Source organism: Vibrio rhodolitus (genome assembly GCF_003350325.1).
GTDB lineage: Bacteria > Pseudomonadota > Gammaproteobacteria > Enterobacterales > Vibrionaceae > Vibrio > Vibrio rhodolitus.
In genome coordinates this window covers 24694-47566 of sequence record NZ_QLYZ01000015.1, presented here as the reverse complement: position 1 = coordinate 47566, position 22873 = coordinate 24694, and the positions used below count along the sequence as shown (strand labels likewise).

Here is a 22873-nt window from a genome sequence, read left to right as displayed (position 1 = left end):
AATTTGACTTAGGCTTGTCGCTTGAGAAAGGTCTGAGCAAAATGAACTAAGCGTGGTTGTGTCAGCTCTGTCGCGGCGCCGCTCACGCCAGCCACCGCGACGAGCTCACCGGACAGATAGAGCGGAAAAGCAAGGCAGTGCAGGTTTGGCTCAGCTTGTTCTAAATCTAGGGCGAAACCGAGGCGAATGACTTCTTGGAGTTCATCGTTGAGCGATTGAGGGAATGCGTTTTGCAATCTGAATTGGCGCTGCAGCGCTTTATCAAAGGCTAAAAATACTTTACCAATCGCTGACGTTGCCAAGCCTTCGCGCTTTCCCCTCGGACTGCGTATGGTGAGAGGGTTATCTTTTTCAATGGCATCGATGTATAGATACTCTTGCTGACCACTCTTAATGGCTAAGTACGCGGTATTATTGGTTAATTGCGCCATGTTCTTAAGCAACGATGAAAAGTGGCGGCGAATAACTTCGTCTTTTTGCTCCAAAGGCTTAGAGAGTTCGCGAAAGCGCAGTCCCAATGCGTAACCTTGCTTACTGTTGGTCACATAACCAAGTGAGCACATGGTTGCTAATAGACCATGCACAGTCGTCTTATTAAGTTGCACTGACTCGCTTATAGTTTGCAAAGAAAGCGGAGCATCGCTTAAAGAGAGTGTTTCTAGAATGATAAAACTTCGCTCAACCGATTGGATTCTTTTTGGCTCTTTACTCAAGTGGTCTATCTAGTCTGGCTGGGATTTGATGATTCTATTTTGCGGTTCGGTTTGCGCGATGCAAGTAAAATAGCGATCAATTGCTGTGTTGCGGCAATAAATCGTGCACGATGTGGATGAGTTTTCATGGGACGTTCACTCGGACGTGCCAAGTGAACGTCTCAGTTGGAGCAAGTTATAGACTAGAAGTTTTCATCAAGATGCGCTGCAAAACGTTTGAAATCGTTGTCGATATCGGCATTTTTCATCACATCGTAACAAGCGAAAGTTGGTAATGCTGACATACCGAAGAAGCGGAAGTTAGCATGCATATGGAACATTAAGTCATCTACGCTACGACCTTCGAATAGGTACTCATTCTCATCATTGAATGATTCCTCTGGTGCATTGAATGTAAATGAAAGCATGTACTTAGTATTAGTACGTGCTCCTCCGGTGCCATAGTTTTTCTTTGGTTCATCGGCAGAGCGACCATCAAAGTTACACAAAGTACCCCCCATTCCCCCAGTGAATACGTCGTCCATATATTTCTTAAAGGACCATGGAATCGTCATCCAGTTAACAGGAGATTGAAGGATGATTCGATCAGCCCATTCAAAGTGTTCTAATTGCTCATCAACGATAATGTCGTCTTGCATGGTAACAACGCGCACTTGATGACCTTTGTCACTCAGTTGTTGGCGAGCTTTTTCTACCAATGCGGCGTTAAGCTTGCCTTGTGAAAATGGTGATGGTTCATGTGCATTGATGATAAGAATATTACTCATGGATGTAGCCCTTCTCATTTTATAGGTGTGATAGCAATGTTTGCCCTCTTGTGGTTTATTATGGTTACCTAGAATTCAATTTCAATTAGTTAACTTTTGGTAACCTGGTTACTTCTTCGGTAAATTATTTACACTCTTTAACTATATTGGCTCTTTTGGGCTGGTGCGCTTTTTTGAGCTGCTTTTACTCAAGTTACCGCTTTTAGCCTTATTATTAATCGAAGATTTTGTACTTACATGGCGAGCAAGAATCCGCGCACTTTCCGCTTTTACATCGTCGCGTTTACGCCAGCTCCAAAGTCGTTCGCGGGCTTGTTTGGCTCCTAAATCCACATCAATAATAGGCGACAAATAGCAGCTATCACTGCTCAGTTGGTACATCGCACTCTCCATTGGCGTCATTTTCCAAGGTTCGAACAATAGCGGTGGTGGCACTAATGCCAGTTCATTGATCCATTTATGGATAAACTCACCATCTGGGTCTTTTTCTTGTGCTTGTTTGGTCGGATTGTAAATTCGAATGGTGTTAGTGCCGGTAACGCCTGCTTGCATTTGAAATTGGGGGTAATGGATACCAGGTTCAAAGTCGAGAAACAGCTGAGCGAGATGAGTGACGCCATAGCGCCAATCTATGTTTAAGTGATGCGTGAGGAAGCTCACCAACATTGCTCGCATCCGAAAGTTGATGTACCCGGTATGGATCAAACAACGCATGCAGGCATCAACGAGAGGCACGCCAGTATTCCCCGTTTTCCAGGCATCTAGAAGCGTCATATTGTTGCTCGAATTTTGTGTCAGTAAGGCGTCATAGGCTCGGTTGACACAACGAAATTCCATCTCACATTCAGACTCAAATTTTTGGATAAAATGGCAATGCCAGTGCAGCCTCGCTGATAGTGCGATCAAACTTCGTCGAAATCCGGGCTCGTTCCAATGTGAAAGAAGGGCTTGGTAAACTTGGCGCAAAGAGAGATTGCCCCACGCAAGGTACGGAGAGAGACGAGTACATGCCGAGCGTGAAGCCGTTGGGCTCGATATGCTGCAATAGTAGTTTTTACCTCGTCGTGAGAAAAAGTCATCAAGTGTTTGCCAAGCTAAAGTGCTGCCACCTGTTTGCATGCCTCCGGTTTTGGTAAGCCAGGGATCTGGCGGAGTAAATTGGCATTTCAGCCTTTCTGAATTGAGTGTTAGAAGTGAGGTATGGGTAAACGTGATAGGCGCGATAGGCTCTCGCATCACTTTGTACCAGTGCTTGTCCCAACCATCACGATTTGTTGCACCGCGAATAACTGCGCCCTGCGGGAATTGGTGCCATGCGATACCTTTGTTACTCAACCAAACTGCTAGATTTTTGTCTCGCTGAAATGTTTTGTTGAGCCCGATCTCTTGATGGGAATAAACGGCATTGATCTGATATAGGTTTTGCATAGCTTCAAAACAGGCTTCGGTCTCTCCACCTAATATCGTTATTTCTTGATCTAGATGTTTGAGTTTCAGATTGATGTCTTGCAGAGACTGCCAAATAAAGCGCCAATGGCGTTCAGAATAGTGCTCGTCTTTTAACAGCATTGGCTCAAAAATGTAGAGAAGAACAATAGGTAAGTCTTGCGCTAATGCATTTTCGAGTGGCATGTGATCACTCAGTCGTAAGTCACGTTTAAACCAAACAATGTTTATCTTTTTCATAACCCCTCTTGTTCGTTGTTGGTTCTACGCAGAATTTCAAGAATGGTTCATATGTGTGGCATGTCGCTAAAAAATGTACTGTGTAGGCAACTGTTCTCAGCCTATGTACATTTATTATACGATTGTGTAGTAAATCTTGTGATGTGAAACTCGTTATTAATAATCTTATACATTTATTCACATCCCGACTTTGACTTTCATTCAGGAAAAATGTGTAATTTCCTACCATTATTTGCAACATAAATGCATTAAGTTACTAACACGCCATCGACTAAAAGGATTTGCAGCCAATGGTTGGTCTAGGAATTAAAAACGGCTTTCGTACAAACAAGCTCTTTCGCTCTGTTCACAACAAACTAAATACCAATAAGCGCGGAACAACGATAGAACATCGCCCGCACCCGATAGATGGGGGAGTACGAGCGACCGTTTTTGAATCCATGGAACCAAGGTTGTTGCTTTCTGCTGAAACTCTATCTGCCAATGATATTCAAGCTCTGCATGATAGCTTGAGAGAGCAGTTGCTAGAGTTTGATGCATTTCTTACCCAGTTAGAGAACGTCGAAGCAATCAATAATGGTTCAAATCAATTGCCATTTATAGACCCAGAGAGTGAGGGTTTTAATGGGCAGTTAGGTAGTATTCTCGAGTACAGTGAAATTATAACTGAGACCGTTACCAACAAATTCCTCACAGATTTCGCTCTTGATATTACAGATGACGCCGAGAGCGAAGAGTTGCAGTATCAGAAATTTCTCAATGAAACATTTGGTAGTAAAGGAATAACTGTTACAAAAGTGGGTAACACTTGGGACGTGGACTTTTCATTTGATACTGTATTACTCAGTACTGATGATCTGCAATTAGATTTGTCCGGTCTGGGTGAAGGAATAAAGTTAGTTTACGCAGACTATGCCGATGCCCAAGTAGATCATACTGTTAACTTTGGTTTCACGTTTAATGCTGGTAACGCGGCATTTGACTCACTAAATATTGATACTAGCTTGAGCGTTAGCGCCGAATTAACAGGTGCATTAATTAAACTTGGCTTATTTGATTTTGATATTGGCGAAGGTGGACTGGAAGGTCTAGAAGGAGGCCTTCCAGTAGCAAACAAAGAACTGAGCTATACGTTAGGGGTGACAGTAGAACTGCCAAAATCAATTGTTCTTGATCCCGCTCTAAATGCCGCAGACCTAATCAATAACCCAGATTTTACCTATGACGAAAACTCGCAAATCGTCGACTTGAAACTTTCGCTACACCAAGACCAATTGGTGAACGGTTTAGATATACCAGCCGATGCTGCTATCTCAGTGATAACTGCCACCGATCATCAACTTGAGAATGCGACCATCGAAATGCAAGAGCAGCTATCCGATCTTACGCTGTTTGATGCACACACGTTATATGCGGCGCTAGAGAGTTTAGTTGATCGTATCGACACGATTTTTGACCACGATGCGTTTAAAGTTGATATTCCGTTTCTATCTGACCTAGAGCTGTCGGAGTTGTTCTCGCTTAGAGAGTCTTTGCAAACCAATCTATTGGATGCGTTTATTTCGGTGCAAGACTCGGTTGGGCTCACTGAAGCAAATCAGCAAGAAGGAAATCCTTCAGCAGCAGATTACTTAGGTTCAGAAATCAAAGCCGATGATGCTGGCAATTTACTACACCCAATCTCAAGCGATTTCAGTTTTGTCATCACCTTGAGTGATGGAACCCGAGAGTCGATAAAATGGTATCCAACAGAAAGTAATCCTGAGATTTCGACAGTAGCTGAATTGGTTTCGGCTTTGAATATCGCCATCGCGTCGAAGAGTAGCTTTTACGTCCAGGTCGGCAACAATACAGATGATCGCAAATTGAGGCTTAGGGTTGTAGAGCAAGATAACCAACTCAGATTTATCGACGATTATGCTGAGATTGATTCAACTAAAGCAATTAACGTCTCAGATCCTAAAAATCACCTGACTGTCGATTCTATCGACGATGTTGTACTCGCATTTGCCAAAGCCCTTGGCAATGATGTTGCTAACGCCACTCCTGAGCAAATCAAACAGCTCGCCGATTCACTTAATCTGCGCTTTGAAGATAATGCCCTGAAATTTGATTTGAGTTTTTCACTGCCGAAAGTGTCGATTGAGCATGACTTCAGTGACGGTCTGTCACTTGGTGATCTGACTGGCATTAGCTCTGATGGCACTATTAAACTTGAAACCGACGCTGTATTTGATATGACGTTGGGACTGGATCTCAATCCTTTGGGTGAAGGTTCAGGTGTCACTGCTGATAGCGTTCTTGGTGATCTCAAAATTTGGAGCGAAGGCATTGAGGCGAGTGGCGATGGCGCAGAGCTGACGTTTATGTCTCCCACTGGTGAGTTGGTGGAAGTACAAGTAAGCAGCGAAGATACCATCCAGACGGTTATTGCTAATATCAATAATGCTGCAGGTGGTGCTTTTGAAGCAAGCTATGATAGTGAGTCACAAAAGATCGTGATTACTCAGCTGGCAACTTCGCCAGATCCGGTTATTTCTGACGGTCCAATAACGTCAAGACCGGGGATGAATGGCGATGAGTATCAGTCAGTGATCAATCTGAAAGAGAAAGACGCTAAAAATGCTTCCTTGCAAGCCACGCAGATGGCTGATGACTGGTCACCCAGTAAAGCATCGCAGTTTGTGATTACTATTGGTGGTTTAGATCCAATCGTTATCACGGTTGCAGCTGAAGCTGGTAGAGACCTGGATGGATTTATCTCTGATTTTAATGCTACTTTGGCAGGCTTGAAGCTTGAGCTTGCTGACCTCAATTTATCTCAATCTGATCTCAATTCATCGGTTAATGCCAGTAATTTAAACTGGGGACAAATCATTTCTGTCGCAAAAAACTCCAGCGAAAATGAGTTTCGAATTGTCTTTACCCCAGACACTATCTTGGATGTGACAAGTGAAGAAGATGAGCATGGCAATGTGTTGCGTGTATTCAAATCTTCTGCAGCCAAAGCATTTGGCATGGGGAGCATGGCATTAAGCAATGTTGAGTTTTCAGTACTACTCACAGGTGATTCATTAGTTTCACAAGTACTTGGTTTGAGTGGTTCAGTTAATGCCAATGGGCAAATTGTCAGTGGTGATCTGCACGGGCAAAATATTGGAGACCGTGTCTTTCTTGAAGATACAGGGTTGTCCGCCGTTATCACGGCGGACATAAAGGATGTCGATATATCTGCAAATATAGGTATGTTGGGTGTCGATGGTCATTTGAATGGTTACATATCACTCGGTACTGGCGTGTTTCTAGCGGATGATGATACCCGTATTGATATCAATCAATTGCTTGATGCTGCGAATGAAGGAACCGTCGAATCTATTGCTTCAGCGGACTATTTCGGTGGCAAAGAGAGTGATGTACTTGGTCAACTTACGATTAGTGATGTCGTGGCACAAGGTGATGTTGCTGTTCCGCTGGGTGATTTTGGCGCGTCTTTGACTATTGATTTACCAGAATGGGAAAATGGTGAGCTTTCTGCTCCTGTCGTGAACTACGATATCCAAGGCTTAGATTCAATTGGCTCACTTTCTTCGATGAGTTATGCGGACATGGTCGAGGGTTTACAAACCATTCTAGCGACGTTAGACAGTCTGCTTGGCGCTGGGTTTTATGATGCCGCGCTGCCGCTTATCGATGTGAGTTTGAAAGATATTTTGGACGTTACCGGTGATTTGGCCGCTAAACTAGACCAAGCTGAAGATGACCCGAATATGGCGTTGGATCTGGTTGAGTCTGAAATCGAGAAATTGCTGGGGATACCAGCAGAAGCTTTTGATATTCGTTATGAGTTAGATTATCAAAGCCAAGGTCCGGTTATTTTATTGGATCTGGACTATAAACTTTTGGGACTTGAGGAAAATCTTGCCCTCAATGTTAATCTTGAAGACCTTATCCAAAGCCTGCCAAGTGAGTTACGCGGGCCGCTTGAAGGGTTGACGAATTTAATTGGAGTTGGGGCTGGTGGTCAACTGGATTTAACGCTTTCGAGCAGTTTAACCGCATTAATGGGGATAAAGCTCTCTTCTGCCACCACGCCAGCCAATCGCGATACTTTGCTCAGTGAACTAAATAATGGACAAGGTCTACCAACAGATAAGACGGACGCGGCTGATCTGACTTTTACTCTTAAGAATGGTGAAGTTTTAGAGTTAGACTTGGATGGGCTTGATCTGTCAACCGCAACGCTTGGTGATTTGGTCGCAGCAATACATGTAGAAGGTAAGCTGGAAGCCAGCCTGGAAGATGGTCAAATTGTATTGACTGATCACACTGCCGAGCTTACGAACAACATCAACGGACTTAATTCTCTTGGTGAAACGTCTGCTGAAGTGACACCGCCTGCCTCGTTTAGTTTTGATAGCTTGCCCGTTGATTTCGATCCCAAAGCTGCGATTCAATTTGACATTGTTATTGGCGAACAAACGATTCAACTGTCACTAGAGGCAGATACTGAAAGAGACCTTGCTAAGTGGGTCAAAGAGATGAACCGCGAACTAAGCAAAGGTTTGATTAGTTTTAGTGACTCAGGAGGTGTTGAACAGCGTCTATTCTGGAGTGATTTGCTTGAATTTAGCTCAGATGACCAAGGTTCACTCTCACTAACCACTGACTCTACCGCGTGGGACAAGTTGGGCTTTGCAAATGGAGAAAAAATTGCGTTAGTTGAGACCCCGAAAGAACACGTGACTTTAGTGGTTGAAGGTGGATCAACGAGCGATATACTTCATGCGCTAGGCTTGGCGGACCTTGAACTGGTTGATGGTCAATCGAAATCTTCACAGCTTACTGTAGGGTCTGAAGGGGATAGATTCTTCTTAGATACTAACGAAACAGGGTTAAAGGTAAACGCTGAAATTACCAGTACTGACTTAGATTTTAGTACTTATCTTGGCGCATTAGAGCTTGAAGTTCGTGACGGCACGGTTGTGGTTTCAGGTGATAGTGATAAAGAGGTAAAGAGTGATGATTTTACTATCACAGCAGACGGAAATGTGTCCCTTGATGATGCGAACAAAGACGACAACAACATCGAGTTTAAATTTGGCATTTTTGACCAGAATCCCAATGATCTAGATGATGGTGATTCGCTACTCTTCTTCAGTGAATTTGACAGCGTAAATGGTGACTTTGTAGAAACATCGCTATCCGGTGGTGCTCAAGCCTTATTACCTATTTACGTTGCCGGTGTAAAAGTTGGTGACTTGGTTGTCAATGTCAGCGATTTTGCCAGCGATGATCGCCAAGTGCATATCGAAGCGCCAGATTTTGCTTCGATGCTCGAAGAACTCAATTTCCTCAACAATCCAGAAATACTAATTAGTGGGCTTGATACTTTCTTCGCTTCGCTAGATAAAATTCTTACCGATAGTGTGTTTGGATTTGAAATCCCGGTTATTGGCAATGCTCTTGAAGGCGCGGGTGATTTCATCTCCAATCTGCGCAACGCTATTGTACCCGCTCTCTGGCAAGAGCTTGAGGAGTTCAAGCTCAATTATCCAGGCGTACCACCGACAACGTCTACTTTGATTGCCAGCGTACTTGAAGAGCAGTTAAACGCACTAGGATGGCAAGGTGTCAAAGTAACGGGTAACGAGAACTTAGATTCCAAGTCGGTCGATTTTACGATGGCTTTTGAATATGAACTGTTCAATACCGACATAGCATTAGATGCAGATTTTGGCTTCCCCGGTTTAGGCTTAAGTGTTGAAGATGGCACGATCGGCGTTAGTGCGGTTGCCAAAATGGAACTTGGCTTTGGTTTTAGTATAGAAGATGGCTTCTATCTTGATGATGGTGTGGTCGATGGAATCGATCGCAATGAGCTTGAACTGATTATTGCTGCTGATTTTTCTGATATGCCGGAGCTTTCTGCAAGCTTAGGTATTTTGCAAGCATCAGTGTCAAACAACAAAGATGACGGGGGGAACTCTACCTCGTTAACCGGCACCATTGGCATTGACCTTAAAGATGGCAACGACGATGGCATCATGACCTTTGATGAATTAAAAGGTCAGAAATACATGGTAGAGGCGATTGCTAAATTTGAGACCTTGCTCAATTTAGATATCGATGCTGGCTTTAATGACGTATTGCCAGTGAGTTTGCCTGCCATTAGCGCTAATCTCTATTTTGACCACTCCTATGAGAAAGTTCTCTATGGTGAACCTCGTGAAGTAATGAATGTTGAGGCATTTGAGCTTCGGGATATTACTTTAGATGTCGGTGAGTTTCTTGAAGGATTCTTAAAGCCAGTTCTCGGCTTTGTTGATGATGCGCTTGATCCTATTCGCCCGGTGCTCGATTTTATCACTTCGCCAATCCCAGGCGTGTCAGATATTTTGGGTAATACTTCATTACTAGATATCGGCAAGATGGCTTCCGGGGCAAATCCAAGTTTTGACAGCGCGATTAAGTTTATCGATACCGTCAATCAAGTCAGTGAGTTAATTGAACTTCTAAACGAAAAAACAGATCTAACTATCAATTTTGGCACGTATGACTTCGGCAAGGAAGCAGATCCATTTTCAGGTGGAATGAGCGAGCATGAGTTTGACCTCGCTAATTTATCGGGAGGGGATTTCAACGCTAATGATCCATATAGTGGCATGGGCGATATTGGCAATGCGCTTAAGGGAGAGACGTCTAGTAGCGAGTCAAGCAATTCAGAGACTAAGTATGGGCTCTCTCTACCTATCTTAACTGATCCTATGATGGCACTGCGCCTTCTTTCCGGAGACTTGGAGAACATAGATTTATTCTTGTGGCATTTCCCATCCTTCGCTCTGTCATTTGAGAAAACCATCGGTGCGAAAATACCTGGTGTACCAAAAGTTGGCTTAAATGCCGATGTTGTTATCAATGTTGACTTAGGCTTCGATCTTGCCTTTGGCTATGACACTAGCGGCTTTGTCAAAATGATCGAAAGTGGCAATTCCAAATACATTCTCGACGGCTTCTATATTGCTGATTACGAGAATGGCAAGGAAAAACCAGAAGCTTGGTTTGATGCCTCGATAGCGCTTGATGCAAACGTAAACCTCTTTTTATTCAAAGCAGGTGTTGAAGGATACTTAGGTGCAAGTTTTGAAGCTGATCTAACTGATCCGAACCAAGATGGCAAAATTCGCGCTTCTGAATTTATTAAGTTGATTACCGAAACACCAGAATACCTGTTTGAGATAGAAGGAAAAATCACTGCAGGTATCGATGTCTATTTCGATATCTACTTTAACTATGTGTTTGGTAAAGAGCGAATCGGTGGTGACTCTTGGGCTATTTTACCAGAACAAACCATTATCGACTTTAGCCACAACTACGAACCAGAGCTTGCCTTAGGTAATGTAGAAAACGGTAAGCTAATTCTAAATATCGGTGATTACGCGGGTGATCGAACGGTGGGCGATCTTATCGACGGCAACGAAGAAGTTCGTATCGTCCAACGAGACGATGGAAAGATCCTTGTTTTTTCAGATTTCTATGAAGATGGACAGAAAGGTCAAGTCTTTGACGATGTAAATCAGATCGTAATTAAGTCCGGGGCTGGCAATGATGTGCTGCGATTTGAAAATGTAAATAGCACTATCGATATTGATATCGACACCGGTACTGGTGACGACAAAGTCTACTTCAATACCACAACTGCATTCGCTGCGGCGATGTTAGCTAGTACCTCTTCGACTAATGTGACGATTCGCGGCGGTTCGGGTCACGATACCATTGTTGTGGGTTCTGGAAATTATACCATTTACGGTGGCGACGGTAATGACACTATCACGACCGGAAGTGGTAATAATAATGTCTACGGCGACGATGGTGATGACATCATTACTACAGGCTCAGGCAATGATTATATTGATGGTGGTATTGGTGATGACATACTCGAGACCACTGGTGGCAATAACACAATAATCGGTGACCGAGGTGATGACCTTATCATCGCTGGTAGTGGCAATGATGAAATTCATGGTGGGCTCGGTGATGACCTTATCTTAGCTGATGGTGGTGAAGCTGATAACATTTCCATTAAATCAAGCAATAGCTCGGGCGGCAGTGATACCATTTATGGTGGTGATGGTGATGACAAGATCATTGCAGGCTCAGGTGCTGACAAAATCTATGGTGAAAGTGGTAATGACAGCATCATCGCTGATCTCGGCGAAATTGGTCTAGGCGCATCAAATATTATCTTTGCAGAAGCAACTGGAACCGTGGGTGGGAACGATAAAATTGAAGGTGGTTTTGGACAGGATATTATTCTTGGCGGTGCAGGCTCTGATAATATCGATGGTGGCGACGGTTTAGATGTCCTAATTGGCGATAACGGTTATGTAGATGGAGCGGATGCCGGTACGCTAGGTGAGTTTGTTTCAGAAGCAACAGAGTTTAGTAGTGCTGTAACTAATACCCAAGACACCATTACTGGTGGTGCCGGACGTGACCTTATCTTCGGCGGTGCAGGTAATGACATTCTAGATGGTGGTCAAGGCAGTGACATTATACTCGGCGACCACGGTAAAGTGATCCGTGAGACGGCATTTAGTGCCGCTTATAAATCGGTGTCTTCTGTCCACTCAAACCAAGATGGTGACGATACCATAGATGCTGCTGGCGGCAGCAACACGGTGATTGGCGGATCTGGTGCTGACACAATTACAGCCTCTCCACAAAGCGCACAAGATGCTGTCGGCAACAATATTTTGGTTGGTGACCATGCGGATATTCAACCAGCTGGCACCACCATAGGCGACAACCCAGTTGCAGATATTGTTTCAACTTATATTGAAAAAGGCGACAACGACAACATCACAGCTTCTTCAGCCATTGATGTCATTATAGGTGGTAAGGGTGACGATACCCTGAGTGCTGGTGACGGTAATGACTTAATTATTGGTGATGTCGGAACAGTAACGCGAGATGAAACGTTATACGTCTTAGAAGCATCGTCAATTGATACCACGATAGTAGGCAACGATATCATTACAGCCAGTGCGGGTGACAACCTAGTCATTGCTGGTCTTGGCACTGACACGGTGACCACCGGTGATGGACAAGATGTAGTATTAGGTGATCTCGGCGTGATCACCGGAGCGACGGTTGATCGAAGCTCCGTTAAGTTCAGCTCTAAAGAATCAAATCTGGGTGGTAATGACACAATCTCAACGGGCGACGGCGCAGATGTTGTCATCGCTGGTAATGGTGATGATGACATAGAGTCAGGTGACGGAGCCGATATTGTTCTTGGTGACAATGGTGTCGTGACTGGTCAGGCTGAATTCTCTTATGACGAAAAAATTGAAGCAGATGTAGTGACAAGTTGGGAGTTTGTCGAAGTGAATTCCGGCTCTAACGCAGACGAGCAGCATGGTGGCAATGACACTATTGATAGTGGTAGTGACGACGATATCGTCATCGCAGGCGCGGGTGACGATACGGTGACTGGTGGCGCGGGGCATGATGTTCTGCTAGGCGATTTGGGCATTGTGGTTCCAGCCAATGGTCAAACCTCTGATGTAATCGCCCACAATGCTGCTAACGGCGGCAAAGATACTATTTTTGGCAATGACGGTAATGATGTGATTGCCGGTGGTGGCGATGATGACACCATCAACGCAGGCAACGATAACGACCTTGTTCTAGGTGATAACGGCATTGTAAGCCGCACGGATGAAATATCTGGCTGGAATCTAGTCAGCATTGAAAGCACGGAAGAGTCACAAGGTGGTAACGATACCATTGATGCAGGTAGCGGTAATGATGTAGTGATCGCAGGTTCCGGCGGTGACAGCGTGACTGGCGGTTCTGGTCATGATGTTCTGTTGGGTGATTTAGGTATTGTGATCCCAGCAAATGGTCAAACACCGGATGTAGTCGCGCGCAATGCGGCTAACGGCGGCAAAGATACTATTTTTGGCAATGACGGTAATGATGTGATTGCCGGTGGTGGCGATGATGACACCATCAACGCAGGCAACGATAACGACCTTGTTCTAGGTGATAACGGCATTGTAAGCCGCACGGATGAAATATCTGGCTGGAATCTGGTCAGCATTGAAAGCACGGAAGAGTCACAAGGTGGTAACGATACCATTGATGCAGGTAGCGATAATGATGTAGTGATCGCAGGTTCCGGCGGTGACAGCGTGACTGGCGGTTCTGGTCATGATGTTCTGTTGGGTGATTTAGGTATTGTGATCCCAGCAAATGGTCAAACACCGGATGTGGTCGCGCGCAATGCGGCCAACGGCGGCAAAGATACCATTTACGGCAATGATGGTAATGATGTGATTGCCGGTGGTGGCGATGATGACATCATCAACGCAGGCAGTGGTCATGACCTTGTCCTTGGCGACAACGGTATGGTTACTCGCACGGATGAAACATCTGGCTGGAATTTGGTCAGCATTGAAAGCACGGAGGAATCCGCAGGCGGTAACGATAATATCGATGCAGGTAGCGGCAATGATGTGGCAATCGCAGGCGCGGGTGACGATACAGTCACGGGTGGCTTAGGGCATGATGTTCTGCTGGGTGACTTAGGTATTGTTGTACCAGCCAATGGCTCACGAGCTGACATTGTTTCACGTAACGCGGAGCTTGGCGGTGATGATGTGATCTCTGGTGGTGACGGTCACGATGTGATTATAGGCAGCCATGGACAAGATGAACTCGATGGAGATGCTGGCAATGATGTCATCCTAGGTGACAGTGGCTATGTGATCCGTAATAGTGCGCAGCAAGCGCTCAAAATCGAAACCACGCAAGTCAATATAGGCGACGATGATACAATTTTAGCCGGTGAAGGTGATGACTTTGTCTTTGGTGGACAAGGTGACGACACCATCAGTGGTGAGCAAGGGCGTGACATCATGTTTGGTGATGCAGGCTATCAACTTAATGACGCAAATTGGGTGGCTCGCTCAATGGTATCAACCGATTTCTCGGTTGGTGGTAACGACACGATTTTTGGTAATCAAGGTGAAGACTTTGCCATTGGTGGTATTGGTAATGATTACCTAACCGGTGATGAGGGACGTGATACCCTCATTGGTGACCAAGGTGAGTTTAAGTGGAAGAGTAATGGTCATCGTGAATCGGCTAAAACCATCGCGCAAGCGAATATCAATGGTCAGTTCAATGACGAGCTGCATGGCGGTACAGGCAACGACAACTTATTTGGCGGACGAGTCAACGATGAGCTCTATGGTGGTCTTGGTAGTGATATCCTAGTCGGTGATGAAGGCAATATCTTCTTCAAAAATGATTTGGAGTTTATCGCCCAATCAAAAGAGTCATTTACGGGTGGTGCAGATACTATGCACCTAGGTACTTGGGCTAACAATGCAGAGGGCGTTGATCTTTCTCCTGACTTCTTGCTTGGTGGCGAGCAGCCAAACTTTAACTTCGCGGATGCCCTGCTGGATATGATCTTGCATGAAAATGCCCACGTAGAGCTCAATCCAAAGCGTATAGGTGAGTGGGATGAACCGCCATTTTTGGGTGACCCAGTGGCGACCACAACCGATGACTTTTTCTCTCTCGCTGGTGAAATGGACCAGTTGATTGACGAGATCGACAAAACACAAGCAAAACCGATGCAGCTAAATGAAGCTAAGTCATCACGCGGTAGCATTAATCCTGACAATAATGTCTTGGCACGTAGTGGCGAAAATGCGGCGCAAACAAATAACGTAGTGACACTGAAAGAGTCTAATCCGACCGTTGGACAAGAGAACGATCTACTCAGTGAGGTTGTTGGCGAAGATGTCTCAACACCAGTGAGTTCTACGGCAAGTGGTGCTCCTGCGTCAACGCCTTCTGTGTCCGCACCTTCAAATCAAGGGCAACCTAGTGGGGCGGGTTCACCTGAAGCCGGAGCTTCGGGTAACCAAAACGGACAACCCAACAGTGGTGCTCAACCAAATTCAACGCCTGATGCAGGCAATGACGATTCAACAGACCTTGAAGATCAAGTTAGCAATTTGCTCTTCTTTGACGCCCAATTAGGTCTTTGGATTAAAGCACAACCTGAAGGCGAGCTTCGCATTCAGGACAATCAACCTAAAGTAAGAATCATCTAAACAAGCAGTAAGGAAAAACGATGAGTAATCAAGAAAAAACAGCGAACAACCAACCAAACGTTGTGTGGAATGATGATCAGATGCGTTCTACCTATTCAAATGTCGCGAACGTTGGCAGTACAATTGAAGAATTCATGTTGTTGTTTGGCACCAGCCAGAATTGGAATGGCTCGAACGAACAGATTGATGTTGAACTAAGCGATCGCATTATTATGAACCCACGCGCAGCAAAACGTCTGTTCTTGCTGCTTGGTAAAGTGCTCAAAGAGCATGAAGAAAAGCACGGTGAGATTAAGTAATCGGTTGTGATGAATAGCAGTACCACCGTCAAAAATGATTCGGATCTATGGCAAGTATTTTCTCGTACGAGTGACCCTGAACAACTAGGGCAAACTTGGCTCGCTTTAGTTCTGAATCAGTTTTCACAACTGGCGGATCTTTCTGTGTTAGAAGGCTTGCTGGCCATAGGTCAGCCAGCCTCTGCTGACTATAAAACCGTCGCCTTTACCTCCAATGAAGCTAAGTCATCCTCGGTGATGAAGCAGGTGGGTGAGCAGGCTATGCAGCGCTTAGCCCCCGTTGTTCAAAGTGAGGAGAGTCAGGGAATTTACTTCCTTGCCTGTCCGTTAAGTGCGGCGGACAAACTCTATGGCGTGGTGATTTTAAGCTTAAAACTCCAAGATAGCCGCCTTCTTACTAAAGCGATTGAGATTGTGCAGTGGGCAGTGCCGGTTTTAGTCCAGCGGCTCATGCCAGCAAAACCGCATGATAATAGCCAAACAGAATCGAATCAGCAGATTGTTAAGTTGTTGGCGCAGGTTCAACAACCGATTCCCGTGGCAGATATTGGCGAATGGGTTTGTACCGATCTGCTTAAAACGTTCAACCTTAACCGCTGCGTTATGTTGCTTAGTGATGAGAGCTCGCGCTCTTTGATTCAAGTAGGTGCTTACACTGGCAAGCTAGACGCAAAGGCTGAAACTGAAGTGGTTTTGAGTCAACTTAGAGATGCATTGGCTCAGTGCAGTGATACAACCAAGTTAGCCGTAGAATCTGACTCAATTGGGCAATTGTTGGCAAAACAAGATGACGTGTCTTGGGGACATTGGTGTACGCTAAATTTTTGCTATCGTGATCAACGCTTTAATGTTAGCTGGCTGGTTTCATGCAACAAAATACCTGCGGCAGAATTATTAGCGCAATTGCAGCAGACGATAGATGCCATAGCTTATCCGTTGGCATTGCGCTTTTTTGAACAGGTGCCCCTAACCAATACATTAGTTAAATCAACTAGACGCAAGTGGTCGAGCTTTTTTAAGCAGGGTAAGCGAGCGTCCATCATTCTTAGCAGCGCGGCATTGCTCGCTCTGTTTTTGTTCTGGCCGGTGCATTATCAAGTGACTGCTGATGCAAAAATCATCGGTGCGGAAAGGCGAGTGATTGCAGCGCCATTCGATGGTTATATCTCCGAAGTAGCGGCGAGACCGGGTGACGAGTTAAGCAAAGACCAGTTGATTTTTTCACTCGATGATAAAGAGTTTCAGCTACAAAAGCTCGATCTTAAGGCGCGATATGTTGAGGTATCACGACAAATGGATGCCGCGCGCGGCGAACGTGATATTGCCAAATCCAACATTTTGGCGGCTTCACAAAAGCGCGTAGAGGCAGAGATTAGCTTACTTAATGACAAGTTAAGCCGCACTCAGGTGCTTTCACCACTCGATCAAGCTATTGTTGTCAGTGGTGATTTGATTGATGCAATTGGAACTCCTGTGCGCAAAGGGGAGGTGCTCGCTGAGTTGTCTCCACTTAACCAATACAAGCTGTTGATTGAGGTTGAACAACAAGATATTGGCTATGTTGAAGCAAAGCAGTTAGGGCGGGCGCTACTTACGCCAATTCCAAACCAACCGTTCGATTTTGCAGTCAGTCGCGTAACGCCAATCGCTCAAGCACAAGAAGGCAAGACCGTATTTCGCGTTGAAGGTGTATTACAAGGCGATGTTGCTGAGTTGAGACCGGGTATGGAAGGTATCGCTAAGATTGAAACGGTGACTCAACCGCGGATTTGGAACTGGACGCGTAAGCTTTGGGCTTGGATAACAGTGAAAGTCTGGGTGGTGATGCCGTGATCCCCAATGCATGGAAAGCGATTTCGGCATCCAGACCCATATTGAAAGCAGGTCTTGCAACCGCCATGCATTGCTACCGTGGTAAGCAGTGGTGGGTGATTCGAGACAACGACACTCATCGTGTTTTTCGCGTGCCGATTGCGGCAGTCCCTTTTGTTTCGGAGTTAAGTGGCGAGAAAAATGTTGAGCAAATCTATCAGGGTTATCAAGAATGGGATGAGCGCAACCGCTTAAGCCAAGAAGAGATTTTGGGCTTACTCAATCAACTGGAGTCACAAGGTTTGCTAACGGGGCTACATCCTCTCGATTTAGAAAAGTTGGCTCAGCGCAGAAAACGTCAAATGCGAATGGCGCTATTTAGTAAATACGGTAATCCAGCCTCCTTTAAATTACCTTTGTTCGACCCCACTCGTTTTGGCTCGCACTTGCAGCGCCTATCAGGTTGGATATATACGCCATGGATGTTTGCAGTGTGGTTTGCTTTAGTGGTGACGAGTGCATTGCTAGCACTGATGCACTGGCGAGAAATCACCGATAACTTAAACGATCAGTTTTTTAGTGTCGAAAACGCTTTGCTGGGTTTATGCGTCTACGTCCTGATTAAAGCGGTCCATGAGTTTGCGCATGTATTGGCGATAGGGCGGTATGGTGGACGCTGTAAAGAGGTTGGGCTGCTGTTTATTGCGTTTGTTCCCGTACCTTATGTCGACGCTTCTCAGTCGGCACTATTACCGAATAAATGGCATCGAGTATGGGTAAGCCTTGCTGGGATACAGTCAGAACTATTACTCGCCGCCCTGGCAACTTTCGTGTGGCTAACGGTAGAACCCGGCGTGATCCGCGCGGCAATGTATAACGTGATGATGATCGGATGGATCAATACGGTCTTGCTCAACGGTAATCCACTGCAAAGGTTTGATGGATATTTTGCCTTGCAAGATAGTGTCGAGTTGCCAAACCTAGCGACGCGTTCGGCTAACGCTTATAGCTACTTAGCTCAGTACTATTTGCTCGGAAAACGAGAGGCAGCGAAGCCTGATTACGATAAAAGTGAATGGCGATGGTTTCTGCTCTATTGGCCTGCCTCTTGGTTATTTCGTGCCGTAATCATGGTAACAATCGCTCTGTATCTGGCGGAACATGTCCCATTTATAGGCTGGATTTTGGCGCTTTGGACATTGATGCAAATGTTCGCCATTCCCTTAATAAAATTTATTGTGTTTATGAATCGTAGCAAAAAAGAAACGCCCAATGCGCCAGTTGTCAGACGAGGAGTCGTGCTTACTCTTATTCTGCTCGCTTTGATTGGTCTGGTGCCGCTGCCCAATAATTCAGTCGTTCAAGGAGTGGTTTGGCTACCCGAGGCCAATCGAGTGAGAGCACAAACCAGTGGTTTTGTGGATATTGTTCATGTTGAACGATCCACTTCGGTGAGTATTAAGCAGCCCCTGATAACTTTACAAGCTCCCATGGTGCACTTGCAAAGAGATGAGAAACAAGCGCACTTACTACAACTACAGAAACAGTATGACGCAGACTTAGTTGATGATCGCGTTCGAGCGGTCATTACGAAAGAGCGAATTAACCAAGTTAAATTAGAGCTAGCGGAGTTAGGTTATCGTTTAGAACAGTTGAGTATATCCGCTCCGGTTGCGGGAATATTTGTTGCGTTAGAAGAATCCGTCATTCCCGGTAGTTATCTCGAAAAGGGCGATACTATCGGTGAAATCCAGCCTGATCAGTATGCAACGGTCAAGGCTGTGGTGCCAATGGAGCAGATTGATCTGGTACGTGAATCTTTACTCAACGTTGAGGTTAGAAGTGCGCATCAACCATTTAAGGTGAGTGATGCGAATATTGCCCGTCTTGCACCGGGTGCGACTCACACCTTGCCGAGTGAAGTATTAACTATTGATGGCGGAGGGGAGTTTGCTGTCAAAGATGCACAGACATTGAGCACTCATCAACTTTTTTATATCGCCGATATTCGTTTAGCTCAGCCAGAAGTCTTCTATGGCGGAGAGCGGGTGTCAATTCGTTTCCAACATCAATACCAACCTTTATTTGCCCAAGTCACTCGACTGGTGCGTCAGACATTACTAAGGAGACTCGATGTATAAAGTAACGTTGGCAATGTCATTACTCTCTACTTTGCTTGCGATGCCTGTTGCAGCGCAATCCTTCCCTTGCCAGGTAAAACCAAGTGAACTTTTAGAATTAGCGTCTCCAGTAGTGGGCGTAGTCGCTGAAGTGCATGCCAATCGAGGGCAATGGGTAAAGCAAGGCGAGCTATTGGTCAAGTTAGATGACAGAGTAGAGCGTGCACGTGTTGTCTATTCAAATTCGCGAGCATCGAGCAAAGGCTCGTTAAGTGCGCGTAAAGCGAAATATGATTTCGAGCATCGTCAGATTGAGCGTAACAAAGAAGTGATGGCACAAAACATCATTTCTGCGCAGGCGGCCGATGAAATTCGAACCAGCTATATGATCGCCAAAATGGAGTTGCAGGAAGCCAAAGAGCAGCAAGCGGTTTTCAAAGATGAGCTGGCGATGGCAAAAGCGGAATTGGCTCTGAAAAAGATTCATTCTCCCATTGACGGGGTCGTGGTGGAGCGCTTTGTTGGGTTAGGGGAACAAGTGCGCGATGAACCCATCATTAAAGTGGCTAAAATCGACCCTTTGTATATTGAAGCGAGTTTACCCGTTGAGCAGTATGGACAGTTTCAAACGGGAGACAATGCGCTAGTCACTTTCACCATGCCTGGGTTAGAGAGCAAGCAACTGCCTATCACCTTAATCGACCCAGTCGCGGATCCGCGAAGCCACACCTTTAATATTCGTTTGGAGTTGGCAAACGCAAACTATCAAATTCCAGCTGGGATCAAATGCTCGCTAGAACTCACATCAGTGGTGCCTAAAGTCCCAGTGGGCGATGCGTCACTTTCTACTGCATTGGCTGATTTAGACGCTCTGATGCCAGATACCCAGTCAACCAAGGACAAAAATTAATAAGGATATCCATTTAGCATGAAAACTCCGACACGAACCTTCTTCGCCATTTTTTCAGTGTTGGCTGCGTCATCGGCTTGCGCAGGCACGTTGCTTGATGTTTATAACCAAGCAATTGTTAACAACCCCAGTTTGCAAAAAGCAGAAGCTTTGACCGATGAAGCACAAGCTGCCTATGCAAACTCTTGGTTAAGCATCACGCCGCGAGTGAATTTAACATTGGATTATGAATCGGTGAGCCAAGAGTTGATTAGTACTGAAAACCCAACGTTTAACCTCGGCGAGGCTGAATTTGACAACCAGCTGCGCACACTATCAATTGTGCAGCCAATTATTGATGGTGAGTTGTTCGCTTCTATTCAGCAAAGTAACCATTTACTCAATAGACAAAACTCAGAGTACCAAGTTTCAGAGCAGAACCTAGCATTTGATGCGATTGAAGGATACCTGATGGCGCTGGCTAGCTATGACGCTTATTTATTGGCTAAGTCGGAGCATGAAATTTACCTCGAGCAGAAAAATCAGCTCGAAGTGCGCCGCAGCAGCGGGCTAAGTAGTGAGTTGGAGTATAGTGAAGTCGCCGCTAAATTGAGTTTGGCGAAAACTCAGATGCTACAAGCACTGGCACAGGTAGACAACAAGTTCTCTGAGCTAGAAGCGTTGACTGGACAGCGATTAGAATATATCCAACCGCTGAATGTAGACTTTCCTCTTAGACCTTTAGAGTACAACGATGTTGGCTACTGGCTTGCTCAAGCGCAACAGCAAAACCCAGACTATCTGGCGTTAGAGCATGGCGTAAAAGCCGCTCGTTCAGAGCTTGCTAAGCAAGATGGTTCGCTTTTCCCAACTGTTGAACTAAGAGCGACAAATACCTATCGTGATATTGGTGGCGCTTTGTTTGGCTCAGCCTCTGAGAGTAAGGAAACCATAGTGACGCTGCGTGTCAACGTGCCAATTTTTAATGGCGATGGTGTGGGTTACGAGCGTATGGAAGCAGCACATGCATGGAAGTTTAAGCAGTATGAAAAAGTCGAGTTTGACCGTGTTCTAAGACAGCAGATCAAGACGGCATTGGTTCAGGTTAATGATAGTATTGAGCGCTTACCGTATTTGAAAACCTTGGTTCACAGCCGAGAAACCATCGTCAATAGCAGTGAAAAACAACTTGCAGCAGGACTTATCACAGTTGATACACTGTTGGATGACATCAGCGATGTATACAGTGCGAAACGCCAGCAATTGTCAGCAAGCTACAACTATTTGCTTGGTAATCTGCTGTTAAATCGATTAACAGGTACGATTGATATCGCATCGGTAGAACGTGTTAATAACCTACTTGATTTAACTGCTCAACCAGTAGAAAGACCATCAACGTATAACCGATAAGGCCAGTCCAGAAATTTGTCGGCGGCAGGAAAATAAAGCGGTGACAAGCCGCTTTATTGCTGCAGCTTCACCTGTGCTGGTGGGGTTTTATTTTGTCTAATGGCGAGGACGGCCTGCGGCAGTAAAGACATGATGATCATGCCGATCATTAAGCTGTATTGGAAAGGTGTAAAACTTTCACCCAACAACACTAAGCCAGACAGTATCCCGGCAATCGGGTTGGCAATCCCACCGAAGGTAAAATCCACCACCGACATGCGCTGCAGTAGCCATACATACATTCCATAACCTAGTGCAGTGTTTAATCCTACCACCCATAATAATCCGGCTAAATTGGTTGAAGAGAAACCTTCAACAACAGTTAGGTATTTGTCTGGCTCGATAACAGCATGCACACTAGAGGCAATAAACAAGATAATGCCACCCAAAATCAGTTGCCATGTCAGCACTGTCCACCAATGCATGCGGTTACCAAGAGATTTGGTGATCGAGCTGCCGATCACAATGCAAAGAATGGCGGCAAGCATTGCCCCAAGCCCAAGTGGGTTTAAGCTGATTGAACTTGGATCAAACAGCATCCATGCAAGTGCAATTAAAGCAGTCCCACACAGTGATTGAATGATCCCTGGGCGCTGTTTGTTGATTAGCCAGTTGTACAGCATGGCAAATACAGGCACTGAAATCATCCCCACCCCTGAAATTGCAGAAGGTAAGGTCAATGCCATAACAAAAATCAGACCAAAGAAGGTGGCGATGTTAATTAGCCCCAGACCAAATAGAATCTTCCAGTCATCCTTTTTAGGCAAGCTTGGTCTAAATGCCAACAACAGTAATCCCGCCGGTAATGCGCGAATCGCACCCAGTAATAATGGGGGCCAGTCAGCAAGCGTAAACTGCGTTACTGCATACGTGGTTCCCCAAAAGAACGCCGGAATCATGGCAAGTAGTATATTCATTGTATTTATCTTTACGTTAAGATACTTTTGTGTCAAAGGTACGCCTAAAATCGATGTTTGTAAAGTATCTTTATGTTAAGGTATTCA

The 22873-nt window shown here is 45.3% G+C and carries 10 protein-coding genes; 6 read left to right on the top strand and 4 right to left on the bottom strand.

Translation table 11 applies throughout. From position 1 onward, the window contains the following. Positions 1 to 8 precede the first annotated feature (8 nt). From DPF93_RS14290 to DPF93_RS14280, 3 genes are all read right to left on the bottom strand, one after another. On the bottom strand, positions 9 to 713 hold the full coding sequence (locus tag DPF93_RS14290; RefSeq protein ID WP_114766802.1) for an IclR family transcriptional regulator: 705 nt from the start codon (positions 711 to 713) through the stop codon (positions 9 to 11). 182 nt (positions 714 to 895) lie between these two features. Further along, entirely contained in the window at positions 896 to 1480 is a 585-nt protein-coding gene (locus DPF93_RS14285) for an NAD(P)H-dependent oxidoreductase (RefSeq protein WP_114766801.1), read from the bottom strand. Positions 1481 to 1621: 141 nt separating this feature from the next. Then, complete coding sequence (locus tag DPF93_RS14280) at positions 1622 to 3166, bottom strand: cryptochrome/deoxyribodipyrimidine photo-lyase family protein (RefSeq protein WP_114766800.1); 1545 nt, start codon at positions 3164 to 3166, stop codon at positions 1622 to 1624. Between the two features lie 290 nt (positions 3167 to 3456). On the opposite strand from DPF93_RS14280, the gene DPF93_RS14275 reads away from it, so the two are divergent. The 6 genes from DPF93_RS14275 to DPF93_RS14250 are packed head-to-tail and all read left to right on the top strand — an operon-like array spanning position 3457 to position 21830. Then, the gene (locus tag DPF93_RS14275) at positions 3457 to 15300 is read left to right on the top strand and encodes a calcium-binding protein (protein ID WP_114766799.1); all 11844 of its coding nucleotides are present in this window, start codon (positions 3457 to 3459) and stop codon (positions 15298 to 15300) included. A gap of 20 nt (positions 15301 to 15320) precedes the next feature. Further along, a complete protein-coding gene (locus tag DPF93_RS14270; protein WP_114766798.1) occupies positions 15321 to 15599 on the top strand; it encodes a DUF3467 domain-containing protein in 279 nt (92 codons plus the stop codon). A 9-nt stretch (positions 15600 to 15608) separates the two neighbouring features. Continuing rightward, positions 15609 to 17432, top strand: coding sequence for an efflux RND transporter periplasmic adaptor subunit (locus DPF93_RS14265; RefSeq protein WP_114766797.1), 1824 nt, complete (start codon positions 15609 to 15611; stop codon positions 17430 to 17432). Further along, positions 17396 to 19552, top strand: coding sequence for a site-2 protease family protein (locus DPF93_RS14260; RefSeq protein ID WP_244204733.1), 2157 nt, complete (start codon positions 17396 to 17398; stop codon positions 19550 to 19552). Before DPF93_RS14265 ends, DPF93_RS14260 begins: the two co-directional genes overlap by 37 nt. Next, positions 19545 to 20441 (top strand): efflux RND transporter periplasmic adaptor subunit, encoded by an 897-nt coding sequence (locus DPF93_RS14255; RefSeq protein WP_114766796.1) that lies wholly within the window; start codon positions 19545 to 19547, stop codon positions 20439 to 20441. Before DPF93_RS14260 ends, DPF93_RS14255 begins: the two co-directional genes overlap by 8 nt. A gap of 18 nt (positions 20442 to 20459) precedes the next feature. Continuing rightward, on the top strand, positions 20460 to 21830 hold the full coding sequence (locus DPF93_RS14250) for a TolC family protein (protein ID WP_114766795.1): 1371 nt from the start codon (positions 20460 to 20462) through the stop codon (positions 21828 to 21830). Positions 21831 to 21883: 53 nt separating this feature from the next. Here DPF93_RS14250 and DPF93_RS14245 read toward each other — a convergent pair whose 3' ends face one another. Then, a complete protein-coding gene (locus tag DPF93_RS14245) occupies positions 21884 to 22786 on the bottom strand; it encodes a DMT family transporter (RefSeq protein WP_114766794.1) in 903 nt (300 codons plus the stop codon). Between the last annotated feature and the right edge of the window lie 87 nt (positions 22787 to 22873).